Annotated in this window: 26 protein-coding genes; 24 read left to right on the top strand and 2 right to left on the bottom strand. The window is 54.7% G+C overall.

The genetic code is table 11. The features are described 5' to 3' along the window. Positions 1-15 precede the first annotated feature (15 nt). Both D0C27_RS04110 and D0C27_RS04105 read left to right on the top strand, forming a co-directional pair. Positions 16-552, top strand: coding sequence for a WG repeat-containing protein (locus tag D0C27_RS04110; protein ID WP_240688307.1), 537 nt, complete (start codon positions 16-18; stop codon positions 550-552). 45 nt (positions 553-597) lie between these two features. Then, positions 598-837: a putative hemolysin gene (locus D0C27_RS04105; protein WP_026482686.1), complete on the top strand. Its 240-nt coding sequence runs from the start codon at positions 598-600 to the stop codon at positions 835-837. Positions 838-876: 39 nt separating this feature from the next. On the opposite strand, the gene D0C27_RS04100 is transcribed toward D0C27_RS04105, so the two are convergent. After that, the gene (locus tag D0C27_RS04100; RefSeq protein WP_003800394.1) at positions 877-1,170 is read right to left on the bottom strand and encodes a hypothetical protein; all 294 of its coding nucleotides are present in this window, start codon (positions 1,168-1,170) and stop codon (positions 877-879) included. Positions 1,171-1,428: 258 nt separating this feature from the next. Here D0C27_RS04100 and D0C27_RS04095 point away from each other — a divergent pair, with 258 nt between their 5' ends. The 21 genes from D0C27_RS04095 to D0C27_RS04000 all read left to right on the top strand — a co-directional run bounded on the left by D0C27_RS04095 (position 1,429) and on the right by D0C27_RS04000 (position 20,946). After that, a complete protein-coding gene (locus D0C27_RS04095) occupies positions 1,429-2,367 on the top strand; it encodes a carbohydrate kinase family protein (protein ID WP_137430481.1) in 939 nt (312 codons plus the stop codon). Positions 2,368-2,409: 42 nt separating this feature from the next. Beyond that, a complete protein-coding gene (locus D0C27_RS19260) occupies positions 2,410-2,580 on the top strand; it encodes a hypothetical protein (RefSeq protein WP_021446650.1) in 171 nt (56 codons plus the stop codon). A gap of 591 nt (positions 2,581-3,171) precedes the next feature. After that, complete coding sequence (locus D0C27_RS04090) at positions 3,172-3,417, top strand: putative hemolysin (RefSeq protein WP_060185794.1); 246 nt, start codon at positions 3,172-3,174, stop codon at positions 3,415-3,417. A 231-nt stretch (positions 3,418-3,648) separates the two neighbouring features. Beyond that, complete coding sequence (thrS, locus tag D0C27_RS04085) at positions 3,649-5,571, top strand: threonine--tRNA ligase (RefSeq protein ID WP_009454405.1); 1,923 nt, start codon at positions 3,649-3,651, stop codon at positions 5,569-5,571. Between the two features lie 46 nt (positions 5,572-5,617). Further along, positions 5,618-6,142 (top strand): translation initiation factor IF-3, encoded by a 525-nt coding sequence (infC, locus tag D0C27_RS04080; RefSeq protein ID WP_080584954.1) that lies wholly within the window; start codon positions 5,618-5,620, stop codon positions 6,140-6,142. A 128-nt stretch (positions 6,143-6,270) separates the two neighbouring features. Next, the gene (gene gshB, locus D0C27_RS04075; protein WP_060185793.1) at positions 6,271-7,233 is read left to right on the top strand and encodes a glutathione synthase; all 963 of its coding nucleotides are present in this window, start codon (positions 6,271-6,273) and stop codon (positions 7,231-7,233) included. Further along, entirely contained in the window at positions 7,230-7,637 is a 408-nt protein-coding gene (locus D0C27_RS04070; RefSeq protein ID WP_009454402.1) for a PTS sugar transporter subunit IIA, read from the top strand. The genes gshB and D0C27_RS04070 overlap by 4 nt, the downstream gene beginning before the upstream one ends. Positions 7,638-7,672: 35 nt before the next feature. Beyond that, entirely contained in the window at positions 7,673-7,942 is a 270-nt protein-coding gene (locus D0C27_RS04065) for an HPr family phosphocarrier protein (RefSeq protein WP_003800381.1), read from the top strand. A 60-nt stretch (positions 7,943-8,002) separates the two neighbouring features. Continuing rightward, the gene (ptsP, locus tag D0C27_RS04060; RefSeq protein ID WP_170978612.1) at positions 8,003-9,715 is read left to right on the top strand and encodes a phosphoenolpyruvate--protein phosphotransferase; all 1,713 of its coding nucleotides are present in this window, start codon (positions 8,003-8,005) and stop codon (positions 9,713-9,715) included. 318 nt (positions 9,716-10,033) lie between these two features. Further along, positions 10,034-10,519: a hypothetical protein gene (locus D0C27_RS04055; RefSeq protein ID WP_026482678.1), complete on the top strand. Its 486-nt coding sequence runs from the start codon at positions 10,034-10,036 to the stop codon at positions 10,517-10,519. 106 nt (positions 10,520-10,625) lie between these two features. Continuing rightward, positions 10,626-10,913: an accessory factor UbiK family protein gene (locus D0C27_RS04050; protein WP_088452778.1), complete on the top strand. Its 288-nt coding sequence runs from the start codon at positions 10,626-10,628 to the stop codon at positions 10,911-10,913. An 87-nt stretch (positions 10,914-11,000) separates the two neighbouring features. Further along, positions 11,001-12,155, top strand: a complete 1,155-nt coding sequence (locus D0C27_RS04045) for a CynX/NimT family MFS transporter (RefSeq protein WP_266108686.1) — start codon at positions 11,001-11,003, stop codon at positions 12,153-12,155. Between the two features lie 140 nt (positions 12,156-12,295). Further along, positions 12,296-12,925 (top strand): pentapeptide repeat-containing protein, encoded by a 630-nt coding sequence (locus D0C27_RS04040; protein WP_240688306.1) that lies wholly within the window; start codon positions 12,296-12,298, stop codon positions 12,923-12,925. Between the two features lie 107 nt (positions 12,926-13,032). Further along, entirely contained in the window at positions 13,033-14,556 is a 1,524-nt protein-coding gene (locus D0C27_RS04035; protein ID WP_137430478.1) for a YifB family Mg chelatase-like AAA ATPase, read from the top strand. 544 nt (positions 14,557-15,100) lie between these two features. Further along, on the top strand, positions 15,101-15,298 hold the full coding sequence (rpmI, locus tag D0C27_RS04030) for a 50S ribosomal protein L35 (RefSeq protein ID WP_003800367.1): 198 nt from the start codon (positions 15,101-15,103) through the stop codon (positions 15,296-15,298). A 16-nt stretch (positions 15,299-15,314) separates the two neighbouring features. Beyond that, positions 15,315-15,674 carry a 50S ribosomal protein L20 gene (gene rplT / locus D0C27_RS04025; RefSeq protein ID WP_009454390.1) on the top strand — a complete coding sequence of 120 codons (360 nt, stop codon included), beginning with the start codon at positions 15,315-15,317 and terminating at the stop codon, positions 15,672-15,674. 70 nt (positions 15,675-15,744) lie between these two features. Then, positions 15,745-16,767, top strand: a complete 1,023-nt coding sequence (gene pheS / locus D0C27_RS04020) for a phenylalanine--tRNA ligase subunit alpha (protein ID WP_009454388.1) — start codon at positions 15,745-15,747, stop codon at positions 16,765-16,767. A 77-nt stretch (positions 16,768-16,844) separates the two neighbouring features. Continuing rightward, complete coding sequence (pheT, locus tag D0C27_RS04015) at positions 16,845-19,250, top strand: phenylalanine--tRNA ligase subunit beta (RefSeq protein WP_137430477.1); 2,406 nt, start codon at positions 16,845-16,847, stop codon at positions 19,248-19,250. A gap of 9 nt (positions 19,251-19,259) precedes the next feature. Beyond that, positions 19,260-19,583 (top strand): integration host factor subunit alpha, encoded by a 324-nt coding sequence (locus D0C27_RS04010; protein ID WP_009454385.1) that lies wholly within the window; start codon positions 19,260-19,262, stop codon positions 19,581-19,583. Between the two features lie 77 nt (positions 19,584-19,660). Continuing rightward, entirely contained in the window at positions 19,661-20,065 is a 405-nt protein-coding gene (locus tag D0C27_RS04005) for a MerR family transcriptional regulator (protein ID WP_003800357.1), read from the top strand. Positions 20,066-20,133: 68 nt separating this feature from the next. Beyond that, complete coding sequence (locus tag D0C27_RS04000) at positions 20,134-20,946, top strand: ferritin-like domain-containing protein (protein ID WP_137430476.1); 813 nt, start codon at positions 20,134-20,136, stop codon at positions 20,944-20,946. Here D0C27_RS04000 and D0C27_RS03995 read toward each other — a convergent pair. Continuing rightward, entirely contained in the window at positions 20,921-22,633 is a 1,713-nt protein-coding gene (locus D0C27_RS03995; RefSeq protein WP_137430475.1) for an anti-sigma factor domain-containing protein, read from the bottom strand. The genes D0C27_RS04000 and D0C27_RS03995 overlap by 26 nt on opposite strands. Before the next feature lie 69 nt (positions 22,634-22,702). Between D0C27_RS03995 and D0C27_RS03990 the strand changes: the two genes are divergently transcribed. Beyond that, positions 22,703-22,945, top strand: a complete 243-nt coding sequence (locus D0C27_RS03990; RefSeq protein ID WP_137430474.1) for a hypothetical protein — start codon at positions 22,703-22,705, stop codon at positions 22,943-22,945. Positions 22,946-23,083 lie beyond the last annotated feature (138 nt).

The raw sequence follows: 23,083 nt of genomic DNA, 5'->3' as shown, positions 1-23,083 counted from the left end.
AGTGTGGTGGCCAAGGTGGAAACTGTACGCGATATGAGCAATGGCATGGGTTCGTACATGGATACTGGTGCGGCAACAGCAACAGCAACAGCAACAGCAACAGCAACGGTAAATGCAGGGTTGCAAGCTGCTGGACTGGGATCCGGGCGTCGGGTTGTTTCAACCCTGTTCGCTTTGATGTTGGCGCTACTGCCTGTATTTGTCCCCGTCGCTCAAGGGCAAAGCCTGATACAGGATGAACAAGGCTGGGTTTATGTGAATGAAAGGGGCGAAGCAGTTCTGCGTCCCTTTATTTACGACAACGGCCCTGATTATTTTGAAGAGGGTCTGGCTCGTTTCGTCGCCAAAGGGAAAATGGGCTTTCACGATCAATCATTGAAAATCTGGATTCCGGCCCGTTACGATTTTGCCTTTCCTTTTGTGGATGGCAAAGCCGAGGTTGGTATGGATTGCAAGTTCATTCCACACGGTGAACACCGTTCAGTTCGCTGCCAGCACTGGGAAAATATTTCCAATCCTTTGACAGCACCAAAAAATCAACCTGAAAACTAGTCCGTGCACAGTACACTGCAGTACAGAGTTTATCCGGAGAACACGATGAAGAAATGGGGAATCCTGGGACTGGTCGGCGTCTTGTCTGCTTGCGCCAATCAAGCCTCGACACAGCCACCCGTAGGTATTGCCAATCCGGCCTCGGCTTATTGCGTGGAGAAGGGCGGGCGTTTGGATATCGTCAACACACCAACAGGGCAAGTGGGCATGTGCACCTTGCCGGATGGCACGGTGATCGAGGAGTGGGAGCTGATGCGCCGTGACCACCCTTCGGCAAAGTCCTGATGCCAGATCGTAAAAGCCAGCTATTTGCTGGCTTTTATATTAGCGTTCGATACGGACCTCAAAGTACGCTTCGGACTCGCCCAGATCACGAAAGCCATCACTCATGGCGCGTGTGGCGGCGGCAATCCATTTTTTGGCCAGGGCAATGTCTTCCCCGGACAATTCCGTCTCTGCCGTCTCTTCGGCCAGTTGCCACGCTCGATAGGCCTGGACCACGGCCTCCGGGCCTTGCATGACTTTTTCTAAGCTGCGGCGAAAACGCTCCTCAGCCTCGCGGCGGCCGCGTTCGGTGATATCGGAAGGAGCGTCGTGCAAAGTGATGGTATAGGACATGATGCTTCTTTTTGCTGTATGGATGAACAGTAATTTAGCATGTCTTTTTATCTTGAGCCAGATTTTTGTGATGTCTGTTGCATCAACCATTAGTCGGATTATTCTGCGCCCCCAAACAGGCTGAAAAGATGTGTGCGCTTGTTCGACTTTGCACGACTGGCCCAGCCCTGATTTTCCACCATAGACTATCTGCTTGCGCCCGTGGGTATACTGCTCCAAGCAGATTCATGCTCTCTTTTTTCATGGCCGAGGTTCAGGGTGCAGCTTGTAGCGATTGGCAGTATTACCGTTGATATTGTGGTCTCAGGCATGCCAGCCGAGCTGGCGCGTGGCGACAAGCAGGAAGTGGGCTCGATCGACTTGTATCCAGGTGGTGGGGCGCTTAATGCGACAGCCAGCTTCATGGAGCAAGGCGAGTCGGTTCGGCTACTGGGGGCGCTGGGTCGAGACGGCCTGGGTGAGCGTTTGCGTTCACATATCGAGCAGTTGGGAGTGGACGTCAGCAGTATGCAGATCTGTCCTGATCAGCCCACCGGTAAAGCCATCGTCCTGGTCGAGCCGTCCGGCAGTGCTTCGGTGCTGGCACGACGTGGGGCAAATGCCTGCCTGCGTGTCCAGGCTCAAGACTTGCAAGCAGACCTGATTTATGTGGCTCCCTTGGCCTTGCAGCCTATGGAAAGCGTGGCGCAGGCCTTGGCGGAAAGAAGGGAGACCTCGGCCTGCCTGGTGGTAAATCCCAGTGTGGCGTGTTTGCAGCATCAAGGCCAGGGATTCAAGCAGGTCTACGCACGCGCAGATGTGCTGGGCTTGAATGCGGTGGAGGCCCAAATGCTGGCAGGCGTTCAGGACGCCGATATTCAGCTGGAATTATCGATTCAGGAAGCGTGCGAGCTGGCTGCGCGTCTGCAGCATCACCCTCAACAAGCCTTGTTGATCACCTTGGGTGTGCAGGGGGCGGTGTTGGCTTTTAATGGTCAGCAGTATGTGGAGCCTGTGTGCAAGGTGGCGGTGTGCTCAACGGTGGGGGCAGGGGATGCCTTTCTATCCAGCTTTGCCCTGGCCTGGAAACGGGGTTTGGAACCGACAGAAGCCTTGAAGCTGGCCAGCCAGGCAGCGGCGGCACGATTAGGACAGTGGGCGGCCAATACCTTTCCGCCCATGTTCGGACAAGACGCAGCGCAAGCCCTGACTTTGTAAATACCAAAAGCACAGCAAAACAAATCACAAAGGGGAGAGGATATGGCAGCCACTATCATTATTATTGGCTTGTATCTGCTGGTGACAGTCCTGCTGGGCGTCACACTCTGTTATACCCGTCCCAAGACGTGGAAACGAGATACGGCTTTATTAATGATTACCCCCTTGGCTGTTCCTGTGGTTTACGCCATTTTTACAATGCTCAATGGATAAGGGGCAGGCACAAAACGTCTTTTCCTGGCCTTTTGTTGCATGTTATGCACTTTTGCGAAGTTTTTTGCCGTAAAAGTAAGCTTGTGTAGCCTAATCCTAGTCTTTGTGTTGTCTCTGTGTCGGATCTTGACAATCGTTGACTTCATGTTCTGAAAGTGGCCCGCTACCATACTCTCAAGCTTGTTTTAGTTGGGACTTTGGGATGTACGCCATGATTAATGCCTCGAATCTGATCGATTATGTACCTATGGTATTAATGCTGGCTGGCTGCGGTATTTTGGGCTTTATTTTGTTGTCTTTTTGGCTGCATCGCTCTTGATCTACACCCAGCCTTGTCGTGCTTTGCAATAAAGCACCGATATTTACGCTTGATTTCAGCAGCTTCTTTTACCTGACGTGTTGCTTTTGCTGCACGCTTGCCTTCGCACACTTTTCATATCAAACAAGTGTAGTAAGCTACTTCCACGATCTGTTTCGCGACCAGCGCTTGAGGGTTTTAATCCTGCGCTAACAGCAGACGCGGCCTGGACAATCTTCATCTCGAATGATTTGTCAGGCATCAGCAAACATCAGGTCAAGGAGAAGGAAATCATGTTTTTCCGCTTAGTTTCTGCCTGTGCAGGTTCTTTGATGTTGTCGGCATGCGCCAGCTCCCCCCAAACGGCCACCAAACCAGTCGGGCAGGCCAATCTGGCTTCCACTTTTTGTCAGCGCATGGGCGGGCAAACCATTGTTCATGAAAGTGGACGTGGTGCCTACGGAACCTGCTTGATGAAAGACGGTTCGGAATCCGAAGAATGGGCCTTTTACCGTAGCTGGTATCCTCGTATGGACTGAATTCTTTGCCAAATGTGGTTTTTGTGGCGATACAACGCCGCGATAGCGGGCGAAGGTGATAAACTTATCCAATCAAATGTGTTATTTGGGAAGCAGAATCTTATGAACTCAACGCGAACTACCCGTCGGCAAATCTAGCCGTGGCCGCGTAGCGTTTCGTTTGCTTTCCAAGAACGTTCAATTCAAAAGCGCGGCTTTTTCAAGGCCGCGTTTTTTATTTCAGGAAGTGTTATGGTCCGAATCACACTGCCCGATGGCTCCCAGCGAGAGTTTCAGGGCCCGGTTTCCGTCAGCGAAGTGGCGAACTCGATTGGTACTGGCTTGGGCCGCGCCGCCCTGGCTGGCCGTGTCGGCACGCCCGGCACCGAGTCGCGTCTGGTGGACACCTCGTATGTGATCGACCAGGACAGCAATTTGGCCATCATCACCGCCAAAGACGCTGACGGTCTGGATTTGATTCGTCACTCCACCGCTCACTTGCTGGCTTACGCGGTCAAGAGCTTGTTTCCGGATGCCCAAGTTACCATCGGCCCGGTGATTGACAACGGCTTTTATTACGACTTTTCCTACAAGCGTGCCTTTACGCCCGAGGATCTGGAAGCCATTGAAAAGAAAATGGCGGAACTGGCCAAGAAAGACGAAGTGGTTACCCGCGAAGAGTGGTTGCGCGACGACGCCGTCGAGTTCTTCAAGAGCATCGGCGAGGACTACAAGGCAGAGATCATTGCCTCCATTCCGTCCAACGAGCCGATCAGCCTGTACCGCGAAGGCGATTTCATTGACTTGTGCCGTGGCCCTCACGTGCCATCTACTGGCAAGCTGAAAGTATTCAAGCTGATGAAAGTAGCCGGGGCTTACTGGCGTGGCGACAGCAATAACGAAATGCTGCAACGCATTTACGGAACTGCCTGGGCGACCAAGGAAGATCAACAAGCTTATCTGACCATGCTGGAAGAGGCCGAGCGACGCGACCACCGCAAACTGGGCCGTGAACTGGATCTGTTCCACTTCCAGGAAGAGGCCCCCGGTCTGATTTTCTGGCACCCCAAAGGTTGGGTGATCTGGCAACAGGTCGAACAATACATTCGCCGTGTCTATCAGGACAATGGCTACCAGGAAGTGAAAGCACCGCAAATTCTGGATTTGTCGCTGTGGAAGAAAACTGGCCACTGGGACAACTACGCTGAAAACATGTTCACGACTGAGTCGGAGAATCGTGTTTACGGCTTGAAGCCCATGAACTGCCCCGGTCACGTGCAAATCTTCAATTCCGGTCTGCATTCTTACCGTGAACTGCCTATCCGCTACGGCGAGTTCGGTCAGTGCCATCGCAACGAACCCTCGGGTGCCTTGCACGGCATGATGCGCGTACGCGGCTTTACCCAAGACGACGGCCACATTTTCTGTACCGAAGACCAACTGCAAGACGAGTGCGCTGCCTTTACCGCTCAGTTGCAAGCCGTCTACGCGGACTTTGGCTTTACCGAAATTCTGTACAAAGTGGCTACTCGCCCAGAAAAGCGTATCGGTGACGATGCGGTCTGGGACAAGGCTGAACAAGCCCTGATCGAAAGCTTGCGCCGTACCGGCTGCGAGTTCGAGATCTCGGAAGGCGAGGGCGCTTTCTACGGTCCGAAGATTGAGTACACGCTGAAAGATGCCATTGGTCGTCATTGGCAGTGTGGCACCATCCAGGTGGACTTCTCCATGCCGGCCCGTTTGGGCGCCGAGTATGTGGATGCCCAGGATCAGCGTCGTGTGCCTGTCATGTTGCACCGTGCTATTTTGGGTTCCTTCGAGCGCTTTATCGGCATGCTGATTGAAAACCACGCCGGTGCCTTGCCTGCCTGGTTGGCTCCTGAGCATGTGGTGGTATGCTGCATTTCCGAAAGTTCAGCCGATTATGCTCAATCCGTGGCGCAAAACCTGAAGAAAATGGGATTCCGTGCCTCCTCTGATTTGCGTGGTGAAAAAATCACTCGTAAAATCCGTGAGCACAGTATGCAAAAAGTGCCCTATATTCTGGTCGTGGGTGAAAAAGAGCGTGAAAACGGCGCAGTCGCCGTGCGTGCGCGTGGTGGCGTGGACTTGGGCGTCATGCCAATAGCCGATTTTTCAGCACGATTGAAGCAAGAGATCGATAGCCGTCAGTAAAACAGGAACGCTATCGTTTTTATCGACATTTTTAGGAGTTTTCGACATCGCAACCGAGAAAAAACATCGCATCAATGGTGAAATTCGTATTCCAGAGGTGCGACTCATTGGAGTCGAGGGTGAGCAGCTAGGTATCGTCAAGGTGCCTGACGCCTTGGCAATGGCAGAACAGCATGATGTGGATCTGGTGGAAATCGCCCCTGCGGCTGTACCACCGGTGTGCCGTTTGATGGATTACGGCAAATTCCGCTATCAGGAACAGAAACGCCAACAAGAAGCCAAGGCCAAGCAAAAAATCATTCAGATCAAGGAAGTCAAATTCCGTCCCGGTACGGACGAAGGCGACTACCAGGTCAAGCTGCGTAATGTGAAGCGTTTTATTGATGATGGCGACAAGGTCAAAGTGACCTTGCGTTTCCGTGGTCGTGAAATGGCTCACCAGGAACTGGGTATGCGCGTACTGGAACGGATTCGCGACGAAGTCAGCGAAATCTGTCAGGTTGAAGCCATGCCCAAGCTGGAAGGCCGTCAAATGGTCATGGTCTTGGCGCCTCGCAAGAAAGCGTCCTGATACTCTTGCACGATACTGCCTGGATCCGCCCAGGAGCATTATGCGTCGCTCGACTCGCTCCCAAGTAGCGGGTCGGGCACAATCGCCTTTGCAGCCCGGCTGCAAAGGCGTTTTTCTCTAGGTGTCATATGCACGTTTTATTCATCATTGATCCCTTGCCCAGCCTGTCGGCTTACAAGGATTCCTCCGTTGCCATGATGCGTGCATTTCTGGCGCGTGGTCATCGCGTCAGCGTGACCTTGCAGTCTGATTTGTACATTTCCCAAAGTCGGGTTCGTACGCGCAGTCAGGCTGTCAGTATTGCTGCAGATGCCGATTTGCGTGCGCCTTCGTGGTGGACACATCCCGAGCCTGCCACCGAGCAGGAATTGAATGTCTTTGATGCAGTCATCATGCGTAAAGACCCGCCTTTCGATATGGAATACTCCTATTCCACGCACTTGCTCAGCTTTGCGCAGGAGCAGGGGGCCAAGGTATTCAATTCAGGCGCGGCCATTCGCAATCACCCTGAAAAACTCGCTATTACCGAATTTCCGGAATTTACCCCACCCACCTTGGTCACCCGGGACATGGCCCGCTTGCGTGCCTTTCACCAGGAACACAAGGATGTGATCGTCAAGCCGCTCGATGGCATGGGCGGCATGGGTATTTTCCGTCTGCAAGATCCCGAACCCAACCTGGGTGCGATTCTGGAAACGCTGACAGCCAATGGTACGCAAACCATTATGGCGCAGCGCTACATCCCTGAAATCGTCAAGGGTGACAAGCGCATCCTGATCATTGACGGCGAACCTGTACCTTACGCCCTGGCTCGCATTCCCTTGGCGGGCGAGACACGCGGCAATCTGGCCGCAGGTGGCCGCGGGGTTGCCCAGCCATTGTCCGAACACGACTGGCACATTGCCCGTACGCTGGGCCCTGTGCTGGCCGCACGTGGCTTGCTGCTGATTGGTTTGGATGTGATTGGTGACTACGTCACGGAAATCAATGTGACCAGCCCAACCTGTTTCGTTGAAATTACTGAACAGACTGGCTTTGATGTTGCGCAGCGTTTTGCCGAGGCCGTCGAAAAAGCGACGGGACGCGCGTGATTCGCCTTGCCTTGATCATGCACGAGCCCCTGGCCAGTGCGTTTGCCAGCTGTGCCGAGCACGTCCTGGGCGAAAAGCCCGATCTGTTTGTCTTTGACATTCAGGCCGACGAATGCACGGATACGGCGGTAGACCGCTTGCTGGGGCAGCTGCAAACGCAAGCGCCGGACTCGCCCGCCACACTGATACTGTGTGACCTTTACGGTGCCACCCCCTTTAATGTGGCACGTCGAGTCCAGCAAGCTTTGCAAGATCAAGGGCAGGGCGCTTATTTATTGACCGGCACCAATATGTGCATGGTGTTGAAAGCCTTGACCGAGCGACGTGACAATCCCGAGCAGTTCGCTCAGGATGTCATGGCAGGCGCATTGCGTGGCATTGTTCACGCCGACTGCCATTGCTAATTTGAATTTTCACTTTCATTTTTCCAGTTGCCCTTATGCCTAGCGTATCCATCACGATCAGTAATAAATTAGGTCTTCATGCACGGGCAGCAGCCAAGCTTACCCAGTTGGCCGGCCGTTATAGCAGTGAGATTTTTATCGCGCGTGGCTCTCAGCGCGTGAATGCAAAAAGTATTATGGGTGTCATGATGCTGGCCGCCGGAATGGGGGTCACTGTGGTTGTCGACGCCCAGGGTGACGATGCCGATCAGGCCCTCAATGATATTCAGGCGTTGTTTGACGCCAAGTTTGGTGAAAACGAATAAGGAAGAAATCTGGTCATGAATAGTGCTGCAGCTCGAACCCCGGCGTCTGATTTGTCCGCGATGTTTACCGCTCAAGGCCAAGCAGTCGGTAAGGGGTACGCCATTGCCAAGGCCGTGGTAATGAGCGCAGCAGCACTGGAAGTCCCTCATTACCGGATTGCCGCCGAAGACGTCGATTCTGAAAGCCAGCGCTTGTTAAGCGCCATGGCTAGCACTCGCGATGAACTTCGAGCCATGGTTGATCAGTTGCCTGTGGATGCGCCACGCGAGCTTGCTCCTATCTTGACGGTGCACAGTCTGCTCTTGGACGATCCCATGCTGACGCAGCAAACCTGCGCCATCATTGCCGAGCGTCACTACAACGCAGAATGGGCTCTGACCTCGCAAGGTCAGATGCTGGTTGAGCAGTTCTCCCAAATGGAAGATGAATACCTGCGCGAGCGTGGTGCTGATGTCCGCCAGGTTATCGAGCGCGTATTGCGCGTTCTGGCAGGCAAGCCTGCTTTGCTGCCTGGTTTTTCAGCCGCTCAGGAAGAGCCGCTGATTGTGGTAGCACGCGATATTTCCCCGGCAGATATGCTGCGCTTGCGCGGTGGTCATTTCGCCGGTTTTCTGACGGATTTGGGTGGGCCCACCTCGCATACAGCGATTGTGGCTCGCAGCTTGAGTGTTCCTGCTGTCGTGGGTTTGGGCAGCTTCCGCAGTCTGATACGCGATGGCGACTTTCTGATTGTGGACGGCTTCTCGGGTGCGGTGATTGTGAATCCGTCGGAGCAAGTGCTGGCCGAATACCGGGAGCGTCAGGAAGCCTATCGTCGCGAACGGGCCGAATTGGAAGAGTTGCTGGATGCGCCAGCGATGACGCTGGATGGGATTAACGTCCGCCTGGAAGCCAATATCGAGCTTCCCGAGGAGGCAGAGCTGGCTTTGAAAGCTGGCGCCGATGGCATTGGCTTGTTCCGTAGCGAGTTTTTGTTCATGGGACGCACGGATTTGCCTTCCGAGCAGGAACAGTACGAAGCGTACTCCCGGGTGGTAAAAGCCATGAAGGGCAAGGTCGTCACTATCCGTACACTGGATATTGGGGCCGATAAAACCCTGGATGGAGATGCTACGGTAGCGACTAACCCGGCCTTGGGCTTGCGTGCAATTCGCTACTGTCTGGACAAGCCCGAGATGTTTGCCACCCAGCTACGCGCCTTGTTGCGTGCCAGCTTGCATGGACAAATCCGTATTTTGATCCCCATGATTTCCTCCATGAACGAGGTGCATGCCAGTCGTCAGGCTATTGAGTCGGCAGCTCGGGAACTGGAAAAATCCGGTACCCCATTCGCACGCAACTATTTATTGGGAGCCATGGTGGAAGTGCCCGCCATAGCCATCGCCATTGAGCCCTTTGTACAGGAACTGGATTTTCTGTCCATCGGCACCAATGACTTGATTCAATATGTTCTGGCTGTAGACCGGGGCGATGCCGAGGTTGCCAGCCTGTACGACCCCATGCACCCAGCTGTTTTGCGTTTGATTGCACACACGATCAACGCGGCTGATCGTGCTGGCAAACCGGTGGCGGTCTGTGGGGAAATGGCGGGGGATGCGTCGGTGACTCGCATGTTGCTGGGGCTGGGCCTGAAAGAATTCTCCATGCATCCGCAGCAACTGTTGGATGTGAAAAAAGAAGTGCGTCTATCGCATTCCAATGCCTTGCGCGTGAAAGTGGCTAGTGCCTTGAACCGTGCCGAGCGCATCGATCTGGCCACCTTAGCCGCCTAAGTAATTGAAAACAGGCCAATTTAGTTGGCAAATATGTAACAAAGCCCGGCTGTAGTCCTATGAGGGATTCCATTTGTAACAACCTATCGGAACCTGGTCGCTCGCTAGGTGCTTGTTGTTAAAGGGTTTGTCATGAAGCTTGAGCTATATCGTCAGAATAATTGAAATCAGGATTTACACTAATAGATTGGTCTGCGTGCTCAGCACCGATAGAATGGCTTTTAGGGGAGTTGTAACAGACCCAAGGCCGAGCCGGAAGTCGCACCAGGCATCGGCCCATTCTATCTAGCGACCTTGGAATAGTAGGAAGGAAATCTTATGAAACTGACTCGTGCTCATTTTGCTGTCATGGCCGCTGCTGCTTCGATGACTCTTTTGGCTGCGTGTTCCAAAGAGGACGACAAAGCCGCTACGAGCGCGCCACCTGCTCCTGTCGCTGCTCCACAATCGACAGCACCTGCCACTCCACCCGCACCCGAGGCTGACAAGTCCTTGGAGCAAAAAACGGAAGAACTGAAGCAGGACGCCGCTAAAGTTGCTGACGACGTCAAAAAAGAAGCAGAGGAACAGAAAGAAAACGCCAAGGAAAATACCAACTCCTTGAAGGAAGATGCCAAGGCTGCTGGCGATAAAGTCGCTGAAAAAGCTGGTGAAGCCAAGGATGCAGTAGCCGATGCTGCCAGCCGTACGGGCGATGCCATTAAAGACGGCGCTGCCAAGGCTGACAAAGCCATCCAGGACAAGCTGGGTAATGGTGTTGATTCCTCGCCATCTTCCGTGCCTTCGGAACAAGCCAAACCTTAAGGCTTGAATAATTCGGCTGATTGTCTGGCCAAATGCAAAAAGCGGGTGCCTTTGGCACCCGCTTTTTCTATACTGCTGGTAGTGTCAATATTTTCAGGAGAGGACCATGATTAATCGAAGCGAATGGCTGGAAGATCTGCAAAAAAACGTCTCGGAGCTGATCGCTAAAAGTCCGGCTGCCGATATTGAGCGCAATGTAAAAGCCTTTATGGGTCAGGCCTTCAACCGTATGGACCTGGTTACTCGTGAAGAGTTTGATACCTACAAGCTGATGCTGGAACGCGCACTGGCTCGTGTGGCGGCTCTGGAAACACGTTTGCAAGCTTTGGAAGGGCGGCAAACTCCTGTTCCTCAAGAGGGTGACACCTCTGCTCAAGAGGGCAGCCAAGGCTGATCACTTCATTTGAATACGGTCACCAGGCCTGGGGACAAACAATCGGCCAGCCCCTTTTTTATTGCTGTCTTTCTTGTCTTGACCGGGGTGTGCGCCGCACTGCATGTGTGGAAAGTACCCCCGGCTTTGCCTTTTATGCAGCGCGAACTGGGCATGGACCTGGTGCAGTCAGGTTTTCTGCTTGCCAGTGTGCAAATGGCCGGGATGTTGCTGGGGCTATGCATAGGCCTGATCTCCGAGAAAATTGGTCTGCGTCGCTGCATTTTGACGGGGCTGGGTATTTTGAGTCTGGCCTCGTTAATCGGCTCCTTGTTTGAACATAGCACGCTGGTGTTGCTGGGCCGCATGATAGAAGGCTGTGGCTTTCTGATGGTGGTGCTGCCCATTCCGGCCTTGATCAAACGCATTACCGATACGGCACGGTTGAGCCGAGTCATGGGTTTATGGGGCTGTTATATGCCCGCCGGGGCGGTCTTGATGCTGTGGGCTGGTGCTGCCTGGTTGGCAGTCGGCTCCTGGCGTACCTTGTGGGTGGTTCTGGGTATCTTGACGGCCATCTTCATGATTTTGACCTTCCTTCTGGTGCCACCGGATTCTCAGACTCAAACCAGGAGTGCGGCGCAGCATACCTCTGCTCACCGTTGGTCCAGTCTGCTACGCACGACTTTACGCTCCGGCCGGGTTTGGTTGCTGGCTTTGGCCTTTGGTGTGTACGCGGCACAATGGGCGGCAGTCGTGGGCTTCATGCCCACTATTTACAATCAGGCGCAGATAGCAGTCGGCACTGCCGGTTTGCTGACAGCCTTGATTGCTGCTGGGAATGTCGTAGGTAATCTGGGGGCAGGGCGCTGTTTGCATGCCGGTATCCCACCTCATAGGCTGCTGCAGGCAGGCTACTTGGGCATGATCGCATGTGCGGTCCTTGCGTTTGGGCTGACACAAAGCTTGGTGGTTCAATTTGTCGCTATCCTGCTGTTTTCGATTGTGGGCGGCTTGATTCCAGCTACCTTGTTCTTCCTGTCGGTCACGGCAGCACCTTCGCCGGAGACCACCTCGACCTCGGTGGGCTGGGTACAGCAATGTTCTTCACTAGGCCAGTTTGTGGGCCCCCCTGTTGTGGCGTCGGTTGTACATGCGTTGGGTGGATGGCAGTGGGCTTGGGTCGCGACGGTTAGTTTTGCCGTTTTGGGTTTGATCATTGCCTGGCGCTTGTCGCATTTGGGTCTGCCCAATGGTCGTTAGGCCTTGCTCAGATCAGTACCGGATTAGATGAAACAGATCATGAAAGAGCCAGCTCAATAAAGCTGGCTCAGTTTTTTGGAAGGGAAAGTTGCATGCTCGTCAGTAATGTCCAGATCACAAGAGATGAGTTAGTTAATCTTTTGGCCGCCTCCCATGAGTCTTTGAGTTTCGAGAACTGCAGTTTTGATGATGAGGATCTGTCGGGTCTGGAGCTGGATAGTTCGCAGTTTTCGGGCTGCAGCTTTTTGAATACCCGATTGATACGGGCACATTTGCAAGACACGATCTGGCAGCGTTGCAAATTGGGTCAAGCAGATTTCAGCTTGGCAGATCTCAGTTCGGCGCGTTTTAGTGCTTGTGATCTGCACTTGAGCAAGTGGGTACGCACTCACATTGCTTCCTTGCAGATCGAGGAGTCCAAGTTGAGCGGGGCAATCTTCAACGAAACCCGTGGTTTGGACCTGAGCCTGCGTGAGTGCAAGTTGGTCGGTGCCACCTTGCGCGCCATTAATTTCCGCAAGCAAAATCTGGTGCAACTGGATTTCTCCGATGCGGACTTGGGAGGCTGCAATTTTCAGGATGCCGTATTTGACGGCGGCAGCTTGAGGGGTGCCAGCTTGCGAGGGGTGAACTTCAAAGGGGCGGACCTGCGCAGTGTGGAGTTGGGCAGCATTACCTTGTACGACTTGAGTAACTCTTTCCAAGGAGCTTGCCTGTCCGTGGAGCAGGCAGTTCAACTGGTCAGCTCCATGGGGGTGCAGGTTCAGTAAAACCCTGGGACCGTACAAGTACGCAGTGATGTTTTAAGGCAGGCATCTGGAGCTTATTTCTCCCGACGGGCAGACTGAATGTTTGCCTTGGAAAGGGAGAAGGGCATATGTCCTTGGCCGTGTTGAACAGTTGTGCCTTGTCGGGCCTGGATTTTATCGACGTGCGTGTCGAGGCGCACGTGGCTCCTGGATTGCCAGCCTTTCATATTGTTGGTTTGCCCGATGCTGGTATTCGTGAAAGCCGGGAGCGCATACGGGCTGCCTTGCAGGCCAGTGGTTTCGATTTCCCCGCTGCCCGATTGACAATCAATTTGGCTCCTGCCGATTTGCCCAAGGATTCGGGCCGTTTTGATTTACCCGTAGCTTTGGCGATTTTATTGGCCAGCGGCCAGCTAAGCCGCCCGGATGATAAGCAGCGCGAGCAAGCGATCACCGGTCTGGAGCGTTATGTCATGGCCGGGGAGTTGTCTTTGACGGGGGCCGTGGTTCCTGTGCAGAGTGCGCTAACGATTGCCCTGGGTATGGCGCGTCGGCATCCGGAGCTTTGTTTGCTTTTGCCTGCGCAGAGTGCAGAAATGGCGGCCCATGTTCCTGACCTGCAGGTCTACGGGGTTGCCAGTTTGGCAGAGGCGGCGGGGTATCTGCGAGGGGACAAGGAGCTGGAACCCGCATTGGCCAGGCCGTGGCCAGAAGAGTGGAGTGATGGCCCACAACTTTGCTTGTCGGACGTGCTGGGGCAGCCTTTGGCTTGCCGTGCTTTGGAGGTGGCCGCTGCTGGTGGCCATAGCCTTTTGTTGAATGGCTCGCCGGGTGTGGGCAAGACCATGCTGGCTCAACGTCTGCCGGGTCTATTGCCAGACCTGGAGCGATACGCTCAGCTGGAAGTAGCCGCCTTGTATTCCTTTGTGCAAGAACAAGACTTTTTTAGCAGGCGACCCCCTTTTCGTGCCCCACATCATAGTGTGTCTACTCCTGCCTTGATTGGAGGTGGTAGCCGCCCAAGACCGGGGGAGGTTTCGCTGGCTCATCATGGCGTACTGTTTCTGGATGAGTTGCCTGAGTTCAGTCGGCGTTCACTGGAGGCGTTGCGCGAACCGCTGGAACAGGGCTGCGTGCATATTTCTCGTGCCCAGAAGCAAGCGGTGTTTCCGGCGCAGTTTCAGTTTGTGGCTGCCATGAACCCATGTCCCTGTGGCTGGGCGGCGAGCCGTCATCGGGCGTGTCGGTGTTCTCCTGCTCAACGGGAGCTGTATCGGCAGCGCCTGTCGGGACCGATGCTGGACAGGATTGATCTTTTGGTGACCTTAAGCGAGTCCGAACCGGAGCGTGATCAAGCAGCGCAGGCATCCAGTCAGGTCAGGCTGCGGGTACAGGAGGCGATTGAGAGGCAGTTGGCACGTCAGACGGTACGAAATGCTCGTCTGTCAGTGGCTGGTTTGAAAGAACATGGGTGCTTGTCTGCGGAGGCCTTGCAGCTACTGGCCAGTGCACGCAAGCGCTGGCATTGGTCAGAGCGAGTGCAGGGTAGGGTCTTGCGGGTAGCGCGGACAATTGCTGACCTGGCCGGAGTAGAGCAGATTGCCAGACCTCATATCGCGGAAGCATTGCAGTTCCGGCCTGAATTGCCGTGAATCGAGGTAAGAAGAAGGCGGGTGTCGCTACTAGGTGTGGCAGGATTGGGCTGGCTGCTGGCTGCAGGCTGAGGGCGACAGGCGCCATGACTTTCATGGTGGGCCTGTGTGTCGTTTGCCTAGACTGTCAGCCTACGTATGAAATTGAGCGCCTTCGCCTGATAGGGGGCGAGTACTATGGTGTTATCGGCTACCAGTAAGATAGGGGAGCCGATGCTTTCACCTATCCTATTGATAACTTGCTGCCTGATCTTGACATGGCTAGGCTCGAAGATTGACCAGATCATACGCGCTGGAGGGTATCCAAACGGGGCCACGGTTTCTTGTGTTCCTGATTGGCTGGCGAACAACGCCATAACTGCAAAAAATCCCTTTGATATCTGGACAATCCTTCAGGAATCACCCTATAATCAAGAGCTTTTCCCCTGTTTGGATCTGTTCTGGCAGCGGGCAAAGAAAAAAATAAGTGCCTGTTTTGGGTCATACAAGTGTCCGCCAGCTTCCTAGGCGACCACCCGCAGACACAAATTAGTCGAGTAATTTCATGCCTAAAATGAAAACCAAAAAAAGCGCTTCCAAGCGCTTTGTGGTTCGTGGTAGCGGTTCCATCAAGCGGGGCCAAGCGTTCAAGCGTCACATTCTGACCAAGAAGACGACCAAGAACAAACGTCAGTTGCGCGGTGCCGTCGAGGTTCATAAAGCCGACGTCGCTTCCGTAAAAGCAATGATGCCTTTCGCTTGATTAGGGAGAATCGAACATGTCACGAGTAAAACGCGGTGTTAACGCACGCGCACGCCACAAGAAAGTAATTGCCCAGGCCAAAGGTTTTCGCGGCCGTCGCGGTAATGTATTCCGTATAGCCAAACAGGCTGTCATGAAGGCAGGTCAGTACGCCTACCGTGACCGCCGTAACAAGAAACGTGTATTCCGCTCGCTGTGGATTACCCGTATCAACGCAGCTTGCCGCGAACTGGATATGAGCTACAGCCAGTTTATCGCCGGCCTGAACAAAGCCTCCATCGCTTTGGACCGTAAGGTTCTGGCTGACTTGGCTGTTAAAGACAAGGCAGGTTTTGCTGCTGTTGTTGCACAGGCTAAGAACGCTCTGGCTGCTTAAGCGGTATCTGACTGTATAGTTCACAAACGGGGCCTTTGGGGCTCCGTTTGTTTTTGGAAAGTAACACGCCATGACTTCCTCCCACGACGATCTGATTGCCCAGGCTCGGGCCTTATTTGAGCAGTCTCAGGACGCCGCTTCGCTGGAAAACGCTAAAGCTCGATTTTTGGGCAAACAAGGTGCCATCACTGCCTTGATGAAAGGCCTTGCCCAGATGGAGCCGGAGCAGAAAAAAGCAGCAGGTGCCAGCATCAACGTGCTCAAGCGCGAAATTGAAGATCTGCTGAACGATCGTCGTGCTGCCCTGGCGGCAGAACAATTGAACCAGCGACTGGCTCAAGAACAAATTGATGTGACTTTGCCCGGCCGTGGTCGTGGCACCGGTGGTATTCACCCGGTGATCCAGACCTGGCAGCGTGTTGAAGCCATTTTCCGCTCTATCGGTTTCGATGTGGCTGACGGCCCTGAAATCGAAAATGACTGGACAAATTTTACCGCTCTGAATAATCCAGAGAATCATCCGGCTCGTTCGATGCAAGACACGTTCTATATCGATATGAACGACGAGCAGGGTTTGCCCTATTTGCTGCGCACGCACACCAGTCCCATGCAGGTGCGTTATGCACGCATGAATAAGGCCCCTATCAAGGTTATTGCTCCTGGCCGCACCTATCGTGTCGATAGTGATGCCACCCACTCGCCCATGTTCCACCAGGTGGAAGGGCTGTGGATTGCCGAGGATATTTCCTTTGCCGATCTGAAAGGCGTTTACACGAACTTTCTGCGCGCCTTCTTTGAAAGCGACGATCTGGTCGTGCGCTTTCGACCTTCTTTCTTCCCCTTTACCGAGCCATCCGCCGAGATTGACATGATGTTCTCCTCCGGCCCCAACAAGGGCCGTTGGCTGGAGATCTCCGGCTCCGGGCAGGTTCACCCGCAAGTGGTGCGCAATTTCGGTTTGGACCCAGAGCGTTACATCGGTTTCGCCTTTGGTTCCGGACTGGAGCGCCTGACTATGTTGCGCTATGGTGTTAACGATTTGCGCCAGTTCTTTGAAGGCGATCTGCGCTTTCTGAAGCAGTTCAATCGTTGATTCCTACTTCGCGCCGCTGGGCCTTTTAGGCCCGGTCGGTTCCGGTATACGCCGTTTTACGTCTCCATCTTTGCATCATGTTATTTTCCGAATCGTGGCTGCGCCGCTTTGTGAATCCCAAACTGGGAACTGAAGAACTGGGTCATCAACTGACGATGGCTGGCTTGGAGGTTGAAGAAATTCAAGCTGCTGCGCCTGCTTTTGAGCATGTTGTCGTTGGCTTCATCGCTGAAATTGCCCCCCATCCCGACGCTGACCGCCTGCGCGTTTGCCAGGTCGATGACGGCTCGGGCAAGCTGCTGCAGATTGTGTGCGGTGCGCCCAATGCGGCTCAAGGCATCAAGATCCCGGTCGCCCGTGTTGGCGCAGAGCTGCCCGGTGGCATGAAAATCGGCCCGGTCAAAATGCGTGGCGTGGAGTCCGCCGGCATGTTGTGCTCGGGTCGCGAGTTGGGTCTGTCGCAAGATCACGATGGTTTGCTGGTGCTGGATGCAGACGCGCCGGTAGGCCAAAGCCTGCGTGAACTGCTGGATCTGGACGACCAGATTATCGAATTGAAATTGACGCCTAACCGTGCGGACTGCCTGTCCGTGCTGGGCGTGGCGCGTGAAGTGGCCGCTCTGACGGGCGAACCACTGACACTGCCAGACTTCACACCTGTTCCTGTCACGATTGAAGATCGCGTTTCCGTTACCGTGAAAGACGCTGATCTGTGCGGCCGTTTTGCCGGCCGTGTGATTCGTGGCGTCAATGCGCGTGCAAAAACCCCGGACTGGATGAAAACCCGTCTGGAGCGCAGCGGCCAGCGTTCGATCTCTGCTTTGGTGGACATCTCCAATTACGTCATGCTGGAACTGGGCCGTCCTACGCACGTGTTCGATTTGCAGCACGTACAGTCTGGTCTGGAAGTGCGTTGGGCACGTAAAGGCGAACAACTGGAGCTGCTGAGCGGTTTGAACGTCGAGCTGGATACCGATGTTGGCGTGATCGCGGTTAACGATGTACCGCAAAGCATGGCCGGTATCATGGGCGGCGAACAAAGCGCTGTCACACTGGATACGACGGATGTGTATCTGGAAGGCGCTTTCTGGTGGCCAGAAGCCATCATGGGCCGTGCCCGTCGCTACAAGTTTTCTTCCGACGCCAGCCACCGTTTCGAGCGTGGCGTGGACTTTGACTCCATTACCCAGCATCTGGAACGCACCACAGCGCTGATCCTGGAAATCTGCGGCGGCCAAGCGGGACCTATGGATGACCAGGTTGTGGCCTTGCCCGAGCGCAAGCCCGTTGCCATGCGCCTGGATCGTTGCCGCCGTGTTCTGGGTATTCCTCTGGATCAAAAGCAGGTGGAGAGCATCTTCACCTTGTTGGGTCTGGACTTCTCGGTGGCTGACGAAGTCTTTACGGTCAATCCTCCCAGCTTCCGTTTCGATTTGACGATTGAAGAAGACCTGATCGAGGAAGTTGCCCGTATCTACGGTTTTGAAAATATTCCTGATCTGCCTCCGGTCGCTGCTGCACAAATGCGTGTGCCAGTCGAGTCCTTGCGTGGTCCGCACGCCTTGCGCGCTGTATTGGCCGCCCAGGACTACCAGGAAGTGATCAACTTCTCCTTTGTGCAAGAGTCCTGGGAAAAAGACATCAACGGACAGGCTGACCCTATCCGTTTGCTGAACCCCATTGCCAGCCAGTTGGCGGTGATGCGTACCAGCCTGATTCCTGGTCTGCTGGCCAATATTGAACGCAACGCCAACCGCCGTCAGTCGCGCGTGCGTGTGTTCGAGTTTGGCCGCGTCTTCATGCGCGATGCCTCTCAAGAAAATGGTCCGTTGACCGTGGCCGGTATCCATCAGCCCAACCGCATTGCGGCCGCAGCCTGGGGCCCTGTTGTGACTGAGCAGTGGGGACAGCCCGATCGTCTTGTCGACTTCTTTGACGTCAAGCGCGATCTGGAAACCTTGCTGGGCCAACGTGCTGCTCAAGTCCGTTTCGAGCCTGAATCTCACCCGGCCTTGCACCCAGGCCGTAGCGCCAGTGTGAAACTGGATGGTAAAACCATAGGCTGGATCGGTGAAGTCCATCCTCAGTGGTTGAGCGAATTTGGCTTGAATCAAGCGCCGGTCGTTTTTGAGGTGGACGTTGATGCCATCTCTCACGACGAAGTCGTACACGCTCAGGAAGTATCCAAGCAACCCGTTGTGCAACGAGATCTAGCGGTTTGGCTGGATAAGGACGTATCCTATCAAGCTGTGCTGGATACACTGAACCAGGTGCGTAGCACGGCAGCGCAAGCGGCTATCGTCAAAGATATTCAGTTGTTTGACGTCTGGCGCGACAAGAACGATGCATCGGAAAAGAGTCTGGCGATTCGATTCTGGCTGCAAGACAGCGCAAGCACGCTGGACGATGAACGCGTCGAGCAATGCCTGGAAGCATTGTTGGCGGCACTGGTGTCTGCGCATGGCGCACGGGCACGAGCATAAGGAGACACAATGAACGTAGAGCGTACTCTGACCAAGGCAGATCTGGCTGAACTCTTGTTTGAACGTGTTGGCTTGAATAAACGCGAAGCCAAAGATATTGTGGATACTTTCTTTGCAGAGATCCGCGATTCCCTGGCCGATGGTGTCGAGGTCAAGTTGTCCGGTTTCGGTAATTTCCAGGTTCGGGACAAACCCCCGCGTCCTGGTCGCAACCCCAAAACGGGTGAAGTCATCCCGATTTCGGCGCGACGCGTGGTGACATTCCACGCCAGTCAGAAGCTCAAAAGTGTAGTCGAAGGGGCGCCAGTGGCGCCCGAGGATGACCAGGACTGAAGCCTGGTACGTTTGCGTACAGTTTTGCCTGACTGAACGTGTAAAATCACTCCTATTGTCGATGAGCATCAGTGGCTATGAGCACAAACGAAAAGACGGCGACCTTGCCACCTATCCCTGCCAAGCGGTATTTCACCATCGGTGAAGTCAGCGAGCTTTGCTTGGTCAAGCCCCACGTCCTGCGTTACTGGGAGCAGGAGTTTACGCAGTTAAAGCCCGTCAAGCGACGCGGTAACCGACGTTATTACCAGCACCATGAGGTGCTGCTGATACGCCGGATTCGCGGTTTGCTGTACGACGAAGGCTTTACGATCAGTGGTGCGCGCAATCGTCTGGGCGATGGTCCGGATATGCCTTTTGACCAGGAAGCCGCTGTGCGTCTGACCGGTCAGGAGATGCAGGCCTTGCGCACCAACTTGGGTCAGATCCAGGCAATGCTGGATCAAGCCTTGGCGATGACGGATCCGGGCTCGGCTCAGTAATCCGGGGTTGCTAAGCAGGAACGAAGGTCGGCCTTGGTGCCGGCCTTTTTTCATGGAAGGGATTAGCAGTGAACTTACGTAGTCAGGCTCTACAGGCCTTGTTAGTACAAGAGCCGGCTGCCAAGCTGGCAGCAGTACGAGCAATTGCCCATGGCTTGCCCGTAGGGGCAGATGAGCATTTGGAAGAGCCGCCCGGGGTACCGGGACGGCCCGAGGGTTTGCGTTTTGTGAGCCCTCAGCATGTGCCCAAGCGGTCCGTGCGTACGCCCCAGGGGCGAGCAGCCTTATTGCATTCCTTGGCTCATATTGAGTTCAATGCCATCAATCTGGCCTTGGATGTGTTGTGGCGTTATCCCGGTTTGCCCGACGCATTCTATGCGGGCTGGTTACAGGTGGCGGTGGAGGAGGCTTTGCACTTTGAGCTGCTGAGCGATCATCTTCAAACGCTGGGTGTCCGCTATGGGGATTTGCCTGTCCATGACGGCTTGTGGGAGATGGCAGAGCGAACACGCTTTGATCTGCTGGCGCGTATGGCTTTGGTGCCGCGTACTCTGGAAGCACGGGGGCTGGATGCCTGCCCCCTGGTGCATAAGAAGTTGCTGGATGCTGGTGATGAAAAAGCCGCCGCGATTATTGCCATCATCTTGCGCGATGAGGTCGGGCATGTAGCGTTGGGAAATTACTGGTATCGCAAAGTCTGCCAGGAACAAGGTTTGCCTGACTTTGATACTTATGGTGAGTTGGCACTGCGCTATCGCGCACCGCGTTTGCGCGGCCCCTTTAATCGCGAAGCCCGCCTGGAGGCGGGCTTCACTGCCGAGGAAATCGACGAGCTGGAACGGCTGGATGCCGCTTTTAAGAGCGGGTTGCCGACGAGCTAGCCTCCGTGTTGGGCTTGGGCAGGTTATCCAACTGCCCAAAGCTTACAATGCGACCAATGTACAGAACGGGGCCTTCCGGTGCACCACTATTGGAGCCGCCTTCGGTTTCCAGCGTCATCTCAAATATCTGCTCATCTTCCACGGTGCCGATCAAAGCCGCGGGTACGGTGATGGGGCGATTAGGATCAATCAAACCCAATGAACGAACCTGTGTGCCGCGTGGTGTGTGTGTCCACAGCTGTACTGACTGCGTTGCTTTGACTTCTGTACTGACCTTGGGCACCAGCAGGACATTGCCTTGTGGGTCTACCGTCGCAATCCAGGCCGGAGTAGAGGATTGGCCAGGGGCCTGCAGGATGGCTGCCTGACGTGGCTTCATCTCAATAACGTTGACAGGTGGTTCCGAGTTCATGTTCATGAGCAGGGCAATCACCAGGCCCAGAATCACGACCGTAACCAAGCCGCCCCACAAAACAGGCATGGGCATGGCAAAGCCACGGGACTTGCGTTCGCTATCAACAGGTTCGGGTTTGCGTTTTTTCTCTACCGGGACTGACTCAGGCTCGCTTTTGGCGGGCTTTTTCTTGTCGGCGACCTTGGCTGGTGCTGTCGGCGCTGCTTCGGCTGTGACAGCAGCTGCTTTGGTAGCTGGGTCGGAGTCTGCACGCAGTAAGGTGGGGAAGGGCGGTGTGTGATCGTCAGCCTTGTCGTTCGAACTGTTGACGGACCAGCGAGGCTCAGTGCGAGTGGCAGCTTCCGCTTTAGTGTCTTGGTCTGCCGAAGTACTGGTCTTGATACTGGGTTCCTGGCGCTCCGCTTTGTTAACTGGAGCGCTTGTGCTGGCGTTGCCAGTGCTTGCCGATTTGGGGGCTTCAGCAGCCGGACTGCTTGTGTTCCCAGCCTGACGACGTGCAGCTGGCGGAGGCAAGCCCAGGGTATGGTGAATATGAGCCAGGCTGGTGGGGGCAGGCACTGTTGGGGTCAGGCAGTCCACCAGCTCCAGCCACGCTTGCTCCCAAGCCAATGCCAGACGCGCTGCCTGATCATTTTGCTGCATCAGGGTGTGGGCTTGGACCAGTTCATGCTGGCTGAGTAGCCCCAAGGTATATTCGCCAATCATCACTGCATGGCGTGGATCGTTGGCGTTGCCTTCATTGATCAGGGGAGTGAGCTGTTGCAAGCCATGTTGGACCACAGCGCGCAATTGTGCGGGGGAGCGGTTCAGCTGAGGGCCCAACTGTTCGTAACTATTGCCGTGCAGATAGGCATGGATCATGGCGCGTTGGCTGGTGCCATCCAGCTTGCCCATGGCAGGGATGAAACGCTGGCCGGCTTGCGGCTTGATGGCAGGCAGGGCGTAATTGCTATCGCCGCTTTGCGCGCGTTGACGCAGGCGAGCCAGTAGCCTGAACCGCAGAATGCTGTAAATCCAGGCGCGCCCTTCGCCTAAATCGGGGTCATAGCCGGCAGCGTTCTTCCATAACAAAACAAAGCTATCGCGCAGAACCTCTTCGGCATCAATGCGGCGGCCCAATACGGCCTGGCCCAAAGCCAGCATCAAGGGGGCTTCCTGGTCGTACAGCACATCCAGCGCCTGGCTGTCCTGTGCGGCTAACTGGTCCAGGGAAGAAGAATACGAAAAAGAAGAAGACGGCATGGATGGATTTTGCACGGTAAAGGGATTCATGAGCCAGATGTCTGGTATCGGGCGCTATTTTTACTGTGTCTGCGCCAGTTTCAGACAAGCAGGTATTGTATGCCTTTCGTTGAAGGCTTGAAGGTAACAAAGTGCTGGATTGCCAGCATTTTCTTTGCAGTGACAAGCCGTGAATTTCCCGATTTTCAGCACTGGATACTTGCTGGTCAGGTCCCTTATTCGTGTGACTGTGGTTTGCAGGTCAATAATCTGCCAAACAAGCACGCCGACGGCAGGGTCTTGGCAGGGATAAGCAGCTCAAACGGCTATACTTATTCGTTATGTGCTGCCTGGCAGTTTTGATAATTTCCCAGGCGTAGAACCTCATTTCTGTATTCGCATCAAGGACATGGCAGGGCCTGCCTGCCAGTGGAAAGCATAGTCTGCTTGTCCTGCCTTGATTCCAGCGTTGTGCTGCAACTTATTTTTAAGCTGTCCGCG

Origin of the sequence: Alcaligenes faecalis (assembly GCF_005311025.1) — a bacterium.
GTDB lineage: Bacteria > Pseudomonadota > Gammaproteobacteria > Burkholderiales > Burkholderiaceae_B > Alcaligenes > Alcaligenes phenolicus.
This window is presented reverse-complemented; position numbering and strand designations above follow the sequence as displayed.

What these genes read in the sequence shown, in the direction of transcription:
- D0C27_RS04105 (WP_026482686.1), top strand. Translation starts at nt 598, where the DNA reads ATGAAGAAATGGGGAATCCTGGGACTGGTCGGCGTCTTGTCTGCTTGC.
- D0C27_RS04100 (WP_003800394.1), bottom strand. Translation starts at nt 1,170, where the DNA reads ATGTCCTATACCATCACTTTGCACGACGCTCCTTCCGATATCACCGAA.
- D0C27_RS04050 (WP_088452778.1), top strand. Translation starts at nt 10,626, where the DNA reads ATGATTAATCGAAGCGAATGGCTGGAAGATCTGCAAAAAAACGTCTCG.
- rpmI (WP_003800367.1), top strand. Translation starts at nt 15,101, where the DNA reads ATGCCTAAAATGAAAACCAAAAAAAGCGCTTCCAAGCGCTTTGTGGTT.
- D0C27_RS04035 (WP_137430478.1), top strand. Translation starts at nt 13,033, where the DNA reads ATGTCCTTGGCCGTGTTGAACAGTTGTGCCTTGTCGGGCCTGGATTTT.
- pheS (WP_009454388.1), top strand. Translation starts at nt 15,745, where the DNA reads ATGACTTCCTCCCACGACGATCTGATTGCCCAGGCTCGGGCCTTATTT.
- pheT (WP_137430477.1), top strand. Translation starts at nt 16,845, where the DNA reads ATGTTATTTTCCGAATCGTGGCTGCGCCGCTTTGTGAATCCCAAACTG.
- gshB (WP_060185793.1), top strand. Translation starts at nt 6,271, where the DNA reads ATGCACGTTTTATTCATCATTGATCCCTTGCCCAGCCTGTCGGCTTAC.
- D0C27_RS03990 (WP_137430474.1), top strand. Translation starts at nt 22,703, where the DNA reads ATGCCTTTCGTTGAAGGCTTGAAGGTAACAAAGTGCTGGATTGCCAGC.
- thrS (WP_009454405.1), top strand. Translation starts at nt 3,649, where the DNA reads ATGGTCCGAATCACACTGCCCGATGGCTCCCAGCGAGAGTTTCAGGGC.
- D0C27_RS04065 (WP_003800381.1), top strand. Translation starts at nt 7,673, where the DNA reads ATGCCTAGCGTATCCATCACGATCAGTAATAAATTAGGTCTTCATGCA.
- D0C27_RS03995 (WP_137430475.1), bottom strand. Translation starts at nt 22,633, where the DNA reads ATGAATCCCTTTACCGTGCAAAATCCATCCATGCCGTCTTCTTCTTTT.
- rplT (WP_009454390.1), top strand. Translation starts at nt 15,315, where the DNA reads ATGTCACGAGTAAAACGCGGTGTTAACGCACGCGCACGCCACAAGAAA.
- D0C27_RS19260 (WP_021446650.1), top strand. Translation starts at nt 2,410, where the DNA reads ATGGCAGCCACTATCATTATTATTGGCTTGTATCTGCTGGTGACAGTC.
- ptsP (WP_170978612.1), top strand. Translation starts at nt 8,003, where the DNA reads ATGTTTACCGCTCAAGGCCAAGCAGTCGGTAAGGGGTACGCCATTGCC.
- D0C27_RS04010 (WP_009454385.1), top strand. Translation starts at nt 19,260, where the DNA reads ATGAACGTAGAGCGTACTCTGACCAAGGCAGATCTGGCTGAACTCTTG.
- D0C27_RS04055 (WP_026482678.1), top strand. Translation starts at nt 10,034, where the DNA reads ATGAAACTGACTCGTGCTCATTTTGCTGTCATGGCCGCTGCTGCTTCG.
- D0C27_RS04005 (WP_003800357.1), top strand. Translation starts at nt 19,661, where the DNA reads ATGAGCACAAACGAAAAGACGGCGACCTTGCCACCTATCCCTGCCAAG.
- D0C27_RS04090 (WP_060185794.1), top strand. Translation starts at nt 3,172, where the DNA reads ATGTTTTTCCGCTTAGTTTCTGCCTGTGCAGGTTCTTTGATGTTGTCG.